Consider the following 12,658-nt stretch of genomic DNA (forward strand, 5'->3'; position numbering starts at 1 on the left):
GCAAACAGTGCTTTTAATTATTTGCACTGTCTACTGGGAGGTCATCATATCAAAACGTGTATGACTTTTTTTCTGCCCTTATATTACCATATTTTCGCTATTTTTTCAATTCTTGTTCTTTTTTAGAATATATGATATTAAGAATAGCAGGAGGTGCCTATGAATCAAATTATTGAACATCGCAAACTTAATAAAAAAGAGAAAATGATTCTTACCAATCATTTGATCAAAGTATGTAGAGATCTGCATTGGATAGAAACTGATTCCGACAAAGCTGTTTTTATCACTGAACCTTTTCTTGGTTATTCTTCTATTTCTCATTTGAAGCATATTATCACAATGTTTTATATCATCAGAAGCAGAATAGATATTACATCTAGTGATGAAGATATCAGAAATGCACTTTATCACTATCAATCTATCAATCGTGTGATAGAAATATTATTGAAAGAAGGTGGAACCTATCGAATTGAGACTATTAGATACAGAGAAGAATTATGATCCTTCTCTAGTCAAAGAACTTGTTTTCATTATAACCATAACCAAAGTACTTCTATTTCTTTAGAAGACTTCAAGCATATTCTAGATACTATAGATTATATTTTAGAACATGGAGAAACATTCGACGAAGGTATTCAATCTATACAATCAGATATCAAAGAAATACAAAGAATTTATAAGAGTATTCAATTACTTCCCATCAATAATGAAAAGTATCTGAATGTTTTGAAGAAACAGATTCCTTTCTTTATTCAATCTGTTACAGGAAAAGATGCATTATTTCATTATTGTGATATTTCCGTAGATTTGGATTATCCTCTTATTGATGGTATTCCTCTTTATCATGATATGTATCATTTAAGAGGAACTGATCTTGTACTTTACTATTTAAAGAGACTCAGTGAAGAGAATCATTTCTGCAGTCTATTTGATGATTTAGAAACATTTATTGAAGACTATGAAAAGACTATTAAGACATCTGTATATGACTTACAGATTAACTTCTTTGAACTAGTGGTTCATCAATGCATAACACATATATCTATTTATAATTCACCTGGTTTAATTATTCATAACAAAAAAGAAGTTAAAGAAATAAATTCTATTATAAGTTTTTTCCATTATCCTACGATTGATTTATTTAAAGAAAACATTATTGCATCCTTCAACAAGATTCCTATTATTTATCCACAAGATAGTTATCAAATAACTTTTAGTCACGAAGGTGCTGATTTCTATGAGATTCTCAATCAATTTGAATATTCCAGAGATATCACATTATTAAAACAATTAAGTATCTACGATCTAATAGATTTCTTAGAACAGGATATTCTAATAAATGAAGAATACACAGCCTTTATGAGCTCTTTAACCGCAATAGAAATTGTTTCTATCCTAAAACTCATTATTCCTGAACTTGACACATTTCTGCATTCAACATCTATCGCAGATATCATTAGCGAATTAGATACATCTATCACATATCAAGAAATACTATCTCACTATATCACAACAGAAGTTCTCAACACTTATCCACAATACATAAAAAAAGAAGGTTCTTTTTGAACCTTCTTATCTTCTACCTGCTCCTGCATAATGTGCAGAATAATATCCACTATTTAATGAAGAAACAACTACACCTGTCTTAGAGTTTGCAGCATGGATGAACTGTCCGCCACCAATATAGATACCTACATGAGAGATACCTGATTTATAAGTTCCAGCGAAGAATACTAAGTCACCAGCTGTTAAGCCATCCTTAGATACTCTTGAAGTTCCACTATACTGAGCTGCTGCAGTTCTAGGTAATGATTTACCATTCTGACTATATACCCAAGAAGTGAATCCTGAACAGTCAAATACTGTTGGTCCAGAAGCACCCATACGATATGCACAGCCAAGTCTTGAATGTGCAGTTCCAACGATACCACCCTGTGCAGCGCCTCCGCCAAGACCACCAAAGTTATAGCTTCCGCCTTTGTTGCTCTTGTTGTTCTTGTTGTTAGTTTTTACTTGTACTACTGGTGCAGCAGATACATTGATCTTTGCACTTGTTTCAGACTTGTTACCAGCATTATCAGTAACTCTGTAATAAACACGATAAGCGCCAGCTTTGTTTGTATTAACAGTTCCAGTAATTTCTACTTTACCTGTTACATCACCATCTAAGTTATCGATAGCTGATGCTAAGTTTGATTTAGGATCAAATGAAGTACCATACTTCACATCTACATTATCGCTCTTTAATGTAATTGCTGGTCCAGCCATATCTGCTACTCTTACTTCATAATCATTTGAAGTCTGGTTTCCAGAACCATCTGTTGCAGTTACCTTGATTGGCTGTGCATCAGTCATATTTCTAGTATCTACATTACCTTCTACAGTAACTGTAGGGTTTACATCATAGTTATCCTTAATATCAACATAGTTGTTAATATCGAAACCATCACCATAGTTAACAGTGATATTACCATTCTTTAAATTCATTTCTGGCGCAATTGTATCACCAACATTGAATGTAAAGTCTTTTTCTGCTTTATTACCTGCGTTATCTTCAACAGTTGCATGGATTACCTGTTCACCTAAAACAGATGTATCTAAGCCACGATCGAAAGTAATGAAATCAGAAACATCACCATCTACATTATCAGCTGCTTTGATGTACTGTTTTAAATCATTGTTGCCGTTTGCTTCAACATTGATTACATAACCATCATTATTTACTGATTCTAATGCTGGTGCTTCTGTATCAACAACTTTAACTTCAACTTCTTTAGTTGTTTCATTGTTGAATGCATCCTTTACAGTAACATTAACTTTATAAGTTCCAATCTGATCCTTCTGATAAGAAGTATCATCAATTTCAGTTTTAATAACACTTACTGTATCTCTATTATCTGATACAGTGAAATCACTTGCTTTTAATTCTGTACCGAATGGTACTTCAAGCTTATTTGAATGAACAATAGGCGCTGTTCTATCAGCTGCTGCATAACCTACTAATGCAAATGCTGAAATAGCGACTACTGGAATAAACATTGTCTTCTGAGTTTTAATACGGTCTACCATGAAATCTACAACTTCTTTAGTTTTCTTATCCATGTAATCCACTCCCTTTCTTTTCGACAATGACTATTATATCACTCTGGGAAAAAAAATAAAGAACTTTCTTAAGAAATTTTTAAGAAATATAAAAAAGAGCCGAATATATCAACTCTTTTTTGATTAAGAATTATTTAATAATGTTGTAAGAATTATGGTGTTAAGCACGTTTTTCTTTAAATGTTAAGGATAATACTAAAGCGGTTACAATTAATAAGGATAAAAACAAATAGAATGGTGTCATTGTAGAAAAGCTATCAATCATTTTTCCACCAATTAACTGTACGACTGCAGCACCAATTCCTCTACCTACTGTTGCTTGTAAGCCAAAAGCTGTAGAGACATACTTGTCTTCTACAATTTCCATGATTAATCTTACTGTAATCATAGTAAAGAGAATAGTAGATAAGCCTTTGAATACAAATACTGCTACAATTAAATTTGGATTAGGTAATGTTGCATACCAGACAAAGTTGACTATAGACATGGCACATGCAAAGAGCATGATATGTTTATACGAGAACTTCTTAATAATAAAGTCAGTTGCAAGTATTGCAGGTACTTCAAATAATGTCGCAAATAACTGGTATGTACCTACCATGGATGCTGTTCCACCTACTGATTTAATAAATACTGAGATATATGTGAAATTAGCTGTACAAGCGCCCCAGAAGAAGAAAGAGATTAATAGGAATATAATGTACTGTTTATTCTTAAAGAGGCTCTTATAGGCTTCTTTTGAGCTATATTCTACTTTTGTTTCAGTCTGCACTTCTTCTGGATCATTGACTCTTAGGATACAGATAAGAACTGTTATTGTACCAAAGAGGAAAATAACAAAGATAGAAATAGGTGCAATCACATCATAAACTAAACCACATAACTGAGCACTAATGGCATAACCAACAGAACCCCATAATCTGATCTTACCAAAGTCATAAGGTGAAGAAACACCAATTCTGTCCGTTAATGGTGTCACTGCATTGAATAAGGCAAGAATAGTTGCACTAGTAATTAATAAAATAATTAACTGATGTGAGAACATAAAGATAACATTCATTACTACTGTAATAAATAATGCCACTAAAGATACCTTTCTAGGTGAACGGAAGCGGTCTGCCAATGTTCCTAGATAAGGCTGAGCAAAAATTGAGAATAGTGGTGCTGATGAAGTAATAAGTGATATTTGCTGTGCATTAAAGTGAATATCACTTAAATATAAAGCAAGCATTGCATTGTAACATGCAAATGCGAAATAAAAGAAAAATGATGTACCAGCATGATACAAATAGCTGTTCTTTTTCATGTTGTCCCCTCCAATGAGTTACATTATAACTATATATAACAAAAAATCTTCAATTTTTCATATAATGTAAGGGAATTGTGAAAAAGCCTAACTCAATGAGTTAGGCTCGTTTATCAAAATCATGTCCTGGATCAAATGCTAGCACATAGAATACACTGCCACAGTCAACCCCAAATAAGACAAACTTCTCTTTTCCATTTCTTCTTAAATGCATATGAATTATATCAGATTCCAATAATGCTTTTTCTTGTGGATATGCTTTTTCAAACTTATCTTTAATCCTTTTTACAAAATCATTCGATAAATCCACTTTACTTCCTTTTGAAGAAGTATATTGCGTAATAACTTCCTCTAAACTAGAACATTGATCCACTTCAAACAAAAATTTCTGTAATTGATCAAACACTTTTTCTTCCTTGTGTTTGCTATTATACTTACTCAGACCATTAAAACAACATACATTACATTTCCACAAATACTTAAAATTAATTTCCGGATGATTCTTTAGATTAGCCGATTGGTTTATCAAAACAACCTTTTCATCTTTAATTTTGCTAATATCAGTTAACTTTTTTTTACTCATTTAGTTCACTTCAATAGACTTATAGTATTCCTTCATAGTAGTAGAAGAAATAATGCTATGGCTACTTTCAAATTTTCCTAAGCCTACTCTTTGTTCTAACCATGGGCGCTCTGTATGTGTTAAAGCTTCTAGTTGATCAGCTCCATACTCTCCATAAGTATCCCAAACCGCTTCTAAGACTTCAATCTGCTCTGGCGTAAATAATTTTTTCATTCTAGCCATGACTTCTTCACGATTAGTAATTTTTAATTCATGCCAGCCATAGCCTTTAAAAGTTTGATATAAAGTACGATTTACTGGACCATGTACCCATGCTTCGAACTCAGAATGATTAGCTATATCCTGATCTAAAAGAGTCAAGCTCCATGCTTCAGCATAATAACAAAGCTTCTGAATCTTTTTGTTTGACATATTTCCTTTTAACAAAAACCAATCTGCTACATCAGTAATATCAGCTTTTATTGGTTTATCCACAATTGCTATCTTTGCTGTCATGCTGCATCCCCCCATTTGAAAATTTAAATGATCCATAATTTTCAAACTCATTATAGCTTTGTACAACAAACGATTCAACCAACTTGATATCATGTTTTTCACTTTCTTCACAAATCTCATAATTTCATACACCTCACTTTATGTTCTACTTTTTTATACTGCACAAAGTGGTTATTTTCTTATTCATTATATAGATTTCTCAATCATTTATCAGATTATTTTGTTCCTATTCCTTAGGATAATTCTGACTTCCCCATCAGATATGGTCTTGATAAGCATAGAAGACAGTCTAAGTTCATCGACATAGTATTTTTATATATTCTCTACGATAAATTTTATAAGCATGAATAACAAGGTCAAACTAAATAAAACGAAATGCCTATGGCTAAAAGTATTTTCACAACTTACGAAAAAAGGATTCACATAGGTATTAATGCATAAAAAAACTGGTACACGAGGTACCAGTTATGCCTTTCTTTTTGCAGCTTCTTGTCTATTCTTTTGTGCTTTAATAACTTTCTGTCTTGAGAATTCTTCTCTGTCCTTTTCATCCAAGGCTTCTGTAATCATCTTTACAGTGGCTTCAAAACGAGGGATAGAGATATTCTGTAATGCGTTAGCACGCTTTTGTGTCTTACGAATATTATTCGCTAGACGATATACAGAGTTTTCTACTTCTGCAAGCTTTACTGTCATTTCTTTTACATGATAGAAACAGATATAAGCATAGTCTACCTTAGAGTTCGCACGTTCAAAACCATAACCAACTCTTAATGGTGTTTTCTCATATTCAATCTTAGGTAATTCTACACCCATAACTGAACGATACTTAACACTAATACCATCATCAATAGGTACACCTTCTACTACATCAGAAATAATACCTAAAGATTCATTAGCTTCACGTAATGCTGCATAAGCACGATCATAAGAATCAGTGATGTCATCACGGATTTCTTTTACATCATCAAGTAATGACATCATTTCTTTAATTAAGACATTTCTTTTCTTATCGAGCAGGTCGTAACCAAGTCTAGCAAGTTCAAGAGACTTCTTGGTTGCCATCAAATTCCCTTTAGTAGGGACAACCTGATTAGCCATTAGTTACAGCGTCTTTCAATTCTTTGATGACTACATCTTCGTGTAAATTAAATTCTTTGACTGCTTTTTCATGATCATAGAATTTATCTACAACAGCATTATCAATACGGTCCAATGTATTCTTTGGAAGAACTGATAATAGTAACCATCCAAGGTCTAGGGTTTCTTCGATAGATCTATTTGTATCGAATCCCTGATTAAGGAAGTGCTGCTCGAAAAGACGACCAAATTCCATATATTTCTTATCAGCTTCTGATAATTCATCTTCACCGATAACTGATGTTAATGATTTAACATCCTGTACATGGGCATAACATGCAAATAACTGGTTGGCAACATCCTGGTGGTCAGCTCTTGTAAAGCCTTCACCGATACCATCCTTCATAAGTCTTGAAAGTGATGGAAGAACACCAACTGGTGGATAAATACCAGTCGCATTTAATTCAGGATCAAGAGTAATCTGTCCTTCTGTGATGTAACCAGTTAAGTCAGGAACTGGGTGTGTAATATCGTTGTTAGGCATTGTAAGGATTGGAATCTGTGTAACAGAACCTTTAGCACCCTTTGCAATACCAGCTCTTTCATATAATGAAGCAAGGTCAGAATAAAGATAACCTGGATAACCTTTACGACCTGGGATTTCACCTTTACTTGAAGAGAATTCACGTAATGCTTCACAATAAGAAGTAACATCGGTATAGATTACAAGAACATGCATATCATGTTCAAATGCTAAATATTCAGCAGCAGTTAATGCACAACGAGGTGTTAAGATACGTTCGATGATTGGGTCATTAGATAAGTTCATGAACATAACTACTCTCTGCATAACCCCTGCTTCTTCGAATGATCTTCTGAAGTAGTTGGCTACGTCATTAGTAACACCCATTGCAGCAAAGACAACAGCGAAGCCTTGTCCTGCTTCATCGGCAATTTTAGCCTGTTTTACAATCTGTACAGCTAACTGGTTATGAGGTAAACCAGAACCTGAGAAGATTGGTAGCTTCTGACCTCTGATTAGAGTCATTAGACAGTCAATAGAAGAAATACCTGTGTTGATATAGTTTCTTGGATATACACGAGAAACTGGGTTAAGAGGCTGACCGTTGATATCAGCACTCTTTTCAGCATAAATATCTCCTAGACCATCAATTGGTCTACCTGCACCAGAGAAGACACGGCCAAGCATTTCCATTGATAATGGTAATTCCATTGGATGACCTAATAGTCTTGTCTTAGTATTCGCAAGTGATAAAGCGTTTGTTCCTTCAAATACCTGAACAACAACTCTTTCACCTTCAATTTCTACAATACGACCAGAACGTGTTGAACCATCTTTTAACTGTAGTTCAACCATTTCATCATAAGATGCATCTTTAACGTGATCTAATACGACGAGTGGTCCATTAATTTCACTTAAACCTACATATTGAAGTGCCATGTTACCCCTCCTTAGTCAATAGATGCACAAATTGCATCAATCTTCTTATAATAGTAATCAAATTTACTTAAATCATTATTAGGTACATCATATTTCATCTTAACAACTTCATCGAAGATACCTGTTTCAATGATTGTACGAATAGGTTTACCCTGAGCAACAACCTGCTGACAACGGTTATTTAAGTAAAGGATTACTTCCATCATCTTAAGCTGTTTTTCAAGTGGTACATAAGTATCATCTTTATGGAAAGCGTTCTGCTGTAAGTAACCTACACGAACTACTCTGGCTACTTCAATAACAAGTTTCTGATCATCTGGTAAAACGTCAGAACCCATTAACTGTACGATTTCCATTAATTTAGTTTCTTCTGCAAGAATAGAAGCTAATTCCTGTCTATCTCTCATGAATTTAGGATCAACATTCTTTGAATACCATCTTTCAAGATCTGGAATATATTCTGAATAAGATAAGTTCCAGTTGATAGCGAAATAGTGTCTTGCATAAGCTAATGCTTTATCAAGAGCCCAGAATGTACGTACGAAACGTTTAGTATTCTGAGTAACTGGTTCTGAGAAGTCAGAACCCTGTGGAGATACGGCACCGATGATTGTAACTGAACCATTTGTGTTATTTAAGTTCTCCATATAACCAGCTCTTTCATAGAACTGAGACAATCTAGAAGGTAAGTAAGCTGGGAAACCTTCTTCTGCTGGCATTTCTTCAAGACGACCAGAGATTTCTCTTAAGGCTTCAGCCCAACGAGATGTTGAGTCAGCCATGATAGCAACATGGTAACCCATGTCACGATAATATTCAGCAAGTGTTACACCTGTATAAATAGATGCTTCACGGGCAGCAACTGGCATGTTAGATGTATTCGCAATGAGGACAGTTCTGTCTACTAATGGCTTACCACTCTTAGGGTCAACGAGTTCACGGAATTCTTCAAGAACCTGAGTCATTTCGTTACCACGTTCACCACAACCTACATAGACGATAATATCGGCATCACACCATTTAGCAAGCTGATGCTGAGTCATTGTCTTACCAGTACCGAATCCTCCTGGGATTGCAGCTGTTCCACCTTTAGCGATAGGGAACAATGTATCGATAACACGCTGACCAGTAACTAGTGGCATACTGATAGGTAAACGTTTGTTAACTGGACGAGGTGTCTTGATTGGCCATTTCTGAGTTAATGTACATTCATGAGCTACACCTTCATCATCAGTGAAGACCATAACTACATCATTGATTGTATACTGACCATTTTCTTTTACTTCAGTAACTGTACCTGACATACCTGGCATAACCATACATCTATGTTCGATCATGTCTGTTTCAGGAATCTTGGCATATACAGTACCACCTTCAACATGGTCACCTACTTTAACAGTAAGCGTAACATCCCATAATTTCTTTGTATCTAGTGGTTCTACAGCACTACCTGTAGGAATGAAAGCACCACTTTCTTTTGCGATTTCTTCTAGTGGTCTTTCGATACCATCATAAATATTTCTTAAAATACCAGGACCAAGTGTTACAGAAATAGGCTGACCTGTTGGGAATACTGGTTCACCTGGTTTAAGACCTGTAGTTGTTTCATAAACCTGGATAGTAGTAAATTCTTTAGTAATAGAGATAACTTCACCCATTAATTTACTGTTACCTACATACACCATTTCAAGCATTGAAAAGGCATCTGTATCTTTTACTTTAACAACCGGGCCGTTGATTGAATAAATTAAATTTTCTTTCAACTTGTTTATCCCCCTTCTTTTATTTATTAATGATTAAACCAGAATGCTGGTTAAACCATTCTTTCTGATTCTTTAATGCGAATTCTAATGTTTCGTTATGAACAATAGAGCTTTCTGTGTTTTCAACAATTAAACCACCAATAGTGATATCTCCAACTTTCACTTCAGCATCACCATAAGCAGCTTTTAAATCATCAGCAAGACCTAAGTCTTCTTCTTTTACATAAATAACTGAATGAGGCATATAATCACCTGCAAGCTTCTTAGCCTTGTTGACCATGAATTCTTTGTATTCAGGTGTTTTTGTAAATGCAACTAATTCTTCTCTCGCATTCTTGAAGATTGTAGCCACATACTCATCACGTTTATTAATAAGCTTTTTCTGTCTCTCAACATGGGATTCAGAAATTTCTGCAGCTGATTCTGACTGCATTTCATCTAATTCCTGTTTAAGTCTTAAATCTGCATCTTTCTTAGCTTCAGCACGCATAGAAGAATAAGCTTCTTCTTCCATCTTCTTTACTTCAGCCATGATTGCATCGACTTCTCTTTGAGACTGTTTTTCAATCTCATTCTTCATTGAGAGAAATACTTCTTGATTTTCTTCCATTGTATACTCTCCTATAGCTTAACGCCTATTGCCTCAGAGACATAACCATCGATGGCTTCACCAATCTTAGAGTGTCCATGACGGTCAGGAATCTCTGTAATAAGAGGCTTTGGCTGTTTTAATTTAATTTCTGAGATAATATCAGGACAAAGTTCAATTAACTTAGTAGTCACTAAGATAATTGCGATTTCAGGATCTCTCATCTTATTTTCAAGTAAGCTTAAGAAATCATGACGGGTATGAACAACTTTGCCTTCAATACCCACGAGTCTTAGACCAGTGAGGGTATCGATATTATCACTGATCAGAAAGAACTTCATAGTAATCTCCTATAGTGTGTTGATAATTAAGATTGAGATTAATAGACCATAGATGGCAACACCTTCACCTAAGGCAACGAAGATCAATGATTTACCGAAGTTTTCAGCATTTTCAGAGAATGCACCAATTGCAGCAGGAGCAGCAGCAGCTACGGCAATACCAGCACCAAGAGCAGATAAACCAGTTGCAAGAGCAGCACCAATGAAACCAAGACCCTGAGCGATAGAACCAGTCATCTTGTCAGCACCAGCAGCTAATACTGGGCTATTTGCATATGTAAGGAATAATACAAGTGCTACAGCACCAAAGAAACCACAGATATGAGTACCAAGACGCATTTTAGCGCTCTTAGCAGTAACTTTACCTTTGAATACATTTACTAGTGGTAAAGATAATAATACAACAATTAATGCAGGGATAATGAATGTTAAGATAGTAGTCATTTTTTCTTCCTCCGTTATTCTAGACTTTCTTTCATAGATACAAATGGTTTACCATTACCTTCATAGTAACGACTGAATAATTCATAGAATTCAAGACGTAATACCTGGATACCGACAATTAATCCTTCTAGACACATTACAAATGCGTTACCAATAATTAGAACGATAATATAACCGAATCCACCAACCATTTCAGCTAATGTGTAAACAACTAGCATCATACCAGCGTGTGATAAGACGAAACCGCCGACACGTAGGAATGACATTGTGTTGGCAACAAAGGTCAACAATACTTCGATCATTTCGAAGAATGATTCAGTAAAGAAGTTACCAAATCCATGTGGGAACATCTTATTACCTTCAAGTTTGTAAGTAAGAGGTTCTTTTAAGAAGATCATTACAAGTGGGGCAATGATAAAGATTGCGACATAGATACCCATTGGGATATTTAAGCCAAGGTTTAATAACATATTCATTGCAAGTACTAATACTGCAACATAGAATACTAAACCAGCGACACCATTTTGAGAGAATAATAATTCTCCCCAATGTTTCTTCTTCAAGTTTAAATAGATATTGAATAGGATTGAGATGATGATTAAACATACACCTACACCAATTGCAACACCTAATAGCGTCATAGTATTTTCAGATGCCATTGGTGCAAAGAATGGAACGAGGATTTTTTCTGATCCAAATACTGAGCCAAAGATTACACCGAATATTGCAGATGAAATACCAATACGCATACCTACTTCACCAAGCTTCATGCCTTTTAATTTATAAGCAAGGAAACCAATGATTGAAAGCAGGATACCTTGACCAACATCGGCGAACATCATACCGAATAAGAATGTATATGTTACCGCAACGAAATTTGTTGGGTCAAAGTCTGTATAAGATGGAACACCATACATTTCAACGAACATCTTGAATGGTCTTGAGAACCAGTTGTTCTTGAGTTTTGTAGGTGGATAAAGTCTTGAATCTCCCATTGCTGGTTTGATTTCAACATGCACCTTGTCCATCTGTTCAAGTTCTTCTTTTAAAGAGTGTGCATAATGTTTATCACAGAAACCATAGATAGCAGCATTGTTTCCAAATACTACGACATATCTCTGTGCTTCACTTGTCTTATTAAGTTCCTGACATGAAGCATAAATGACTGATAAATCTTTTTCTTTTTTACTGAATAAATCTTTTAATTTACCATCATATTTCTTGATAGAGGCTTCTGCAGTTGCATTCTCTTCTTCAATGATTTCTAATGATTCACCTGGAGTTCCATGAAGGAATTCAGGAATATGAATACGTTCAAAGAATAATGAAGAGAATATGTTATCTATTTCAGGAGCATTAGAAGGAGATGTTATATAGAAACAATAACATGTCTTTGCATCCTGATAGATTGATTTAAATAAGAATTCCTGTGAATCATAATAAGATAACTTATCAAGATTCATTGTAGGTAACTTACCAAATCTAACCTGAAT

The 12,658-nt window shown here is 34.6% G+C and carries 12 protein-coding genes and 1 pseudogene; 2 read left to right on the plus strand and 11 right to left on the minus strand.

Annotated features, from left to right (window positions below; genetic code table 11):
- Positions 1–159: 159 nt before the first annotated feature.
- Both ACT8VG_RS02385 and ACT8VG_RS02390 read left to right on the plus strand, forming a co-directional pair.
- A complete protein-coding gene (locus ACT8VG_RS02385) occupies positions 160–501 on the plus strand; it encodes a hypothetical protein (protein ID WP_187012228.1) in 342 nt (113 codons plus the stop codon).
- Between the two features lie 33 nt (positions 502–534).
- Positions 535–1,566 (plus strand): annotated as a pseudogene (locus ACT8VG_RS02390) (DUF6179 domain-containing protein); the annotation flags it as partial.
- Between the two features lie 6 nt (positions 1,567–1,572).
- On the opposite strand, the gene ACT8VG_RS02395 reads toward ACT8VG_RS02390, so the two are convergent.
- The 11 genes from ACT8VG_RS02395 to ACT8VG_RS02445 form a co-directional block, all read right to left on the minus strand.
- Positions 1,573–3,102 (minus strand): NlpC/P60 family protein, encoded by a 1,530-nt coding sequence (locus ACT8VG_RS02395; RefSeq protein ID WP_444195115.1) that lies wholly within the window; start codon positions 3,100–3,102, stop codon positions 1,573–1,575.
- Positions 3,103–3,262: 160 nt separating this feature from the next.
- Positions 3,263–4,408 carry an MFS transporter gene (locus ACT8VG_RS02400; RefSeq protein WP_444195116.1) on the minus strand — a complete coding sequence of 382 codons (1,146 nt, stop codon included), beginning with the start codon at positions 4,406–4,408 and terminating at the stop codon, positions 3,263–3,265.
- Positions 4,409–4,508: 100 nt separating this feature from the next.
- A complete protein-coding gene (locus tag ACT8VG_RS02405) occupies positions 4,509–4,991 on the minus strand; it encodes a hypothetical protein (RefSeq protein WP_440251324.1) in 483 nt (160 codons plus the stop codon).
- Entirely contained in the window at positions 4,992–5,606 is a 615-nt protein-coding gene (locus ACT8VG_RS02410) for a Panacea domain-containing protein (RefSeq protein ID WP_440252573.1), read from the minus strand.
- 345 nt (positions 5,607–5,951) lie between these two features.
- Complete coding sequence (locus ACT8VG_RS02415) at positions 5,952–6,587, minus strand: V-type ATP synthase subunit D (RefSeq protein WP_117458656.1); 636 nt, start codon at positions 6,585–6,587, stop codon at positions 5,952–5,954.
- Positions 6,580–8,028, minus strand: coding sequence for a V-type ATP synthase subunit B (locus tag ACT8VG_RS02420; RefSeq protein ID WP_022425827.1), 1,449 nt, complete (start codon positions 8,026–8,028; stop codon positions 6,580–6,582). Before ACT8VG_RS02420 ends, ACT8VG_RS02415 begins: the two co-directional genes overlap by 8 nt.
- Before the next feature lie 11 nt (positions 8,029–8,039).
- Positions 8,040–9,791, minus strand: a complete 1,752-nt coding sequence (locus tag ACT8VG_RS02425; protein ID WP_022425826.1) for a V-type ATP synthase subunit A — start codon at positions 9,789–9,791, stop codon at positions 8,040–8,042.
- A 19-nt stretch (positions 9,792–9,810) separates the two neighbouring features.
- Positions 9,811–10,401 (minus strand): V-type ATP synthase subunit E, encoded by a 591-nt coding sequence (locus ACT8VG_RS02430; RefSeq protein WP_187012221.1) that lies wholly within the window; start codon positions 10,399–10,401, stop codon positions 9,811–9,813.
- A gap of 11 nt (positions 10,402–10,412) precedes the next feature.
- A complete protein-coding gene (locus tag ACT8VG_RS02435) occupies positions 10,413–10,721 on the minus strand; it encodes a V-type ATP synthase subunit F (RefSeq protein WP_022425824.1) in 309 nt (102 codons plus the stop codon).
- A 9-nt stretch (positions 10,722–10,730) separates the two neighbouring features.
- Entirely contained in the window at positions 10,731–11,165 is a 435-nt protein-coding gene (locus tag ACT8VG_RS02440; RefSeq protein WP_006506824.1) for an ATP synthase subunit C, read from the minus strand.
- Positions 11,166–11,179: 14 nt separating this feature from the next.
- Positions 11,180–12,658 (minus strand): V-type ATP synthase subunit I (locus ACT8VG_RS02445; protein WP_444195117.1); only part of this gene is annotated, 1,479 nt, incomplete at its 5' end.

It is taken from the genome of Catenibacterium sp. (assembly GCF_052354645.1).
GTDB lineage: Bacteria > Bacillota_I > Bacilli_A > Erysipelotrichales > Coprobacillaceae > Catenibacterium > Catenibacterium mitsuoka_A.